Here is a 654-nt window from a genome sequence, read left to right on the forward strand (position 1 = left end):
GTTTACCTCAGGCTCAAAGGGGGCACCGAAAGCGGTGGTACATACGCATCGACAGCACCTAGCTTCGGCAGAGGGGTTACTATGTGAGTTCACCTTCCATCAACAAGACACTTGGCTGTTGTCGCTTCCACTTTATCATGTTTCTGGCCTTGCGATTGTCTATCGCTGGTTGTTTGTTGGCGCAACATTGAAAATCGGCACGGGAAGAATGGCAGACGATATCTTCGCGGTTTCACACGCCTCTTTAGTGGCGACTCAACTTAAACGCTTGCTAGATGATGATGTTGAACTGTCACTGACGCACGTTTTGCTGGGGGGCAGCCATGTGGCTCATGAGTTGGCGGTAAGAGCCACAGAAAAAGGCATCGAGACGTGGTTAGGTTATGGTATGACCGAGGCAGCATCTACCGTTACGGCAAAACAGATCAATGACGTAAGCAATGCTGGGCATTTACTACAAAATCGTAAGATTAAGCTGGTTGATGAGCGCATTTACATTGGTGGACAAACGCTAGCTTCAGGCTATTTTCACCAAGGTCAAGTGACGGCATTCGTGGACGAGGATGGTTGGTTCGACAGTAAGGATCTCGGTACTTGGCAAGGAGATGAGTTAAAGATCATCGGTCGGGCCGATAATCAATTTATCTCAGGTGG

At 48.8% G+C, this 654-nt stretch carries 1 protein-coding gene; it reads left to right on the forward strand.

Features of this window, described 5'->3' with window-relative positions:
* Positions 1-654 (forward strand): AMP-binding protein (locus R7Z49_RS25605; protein ID WP_318112474.1); only part of this gene is annotated, 654 nt, incomplete at both ends.

It is taken from the genome of Vibrio sp. 1562 (genome assembly GCF_033340155.1).
Classification (GTDB): domain Bacteria; phylum Pseudomonadota; class Gammaproteobacteria; order Enterobacterales; family Vibrionaceae; genus Vibrio; species Vibrio alginolyticus.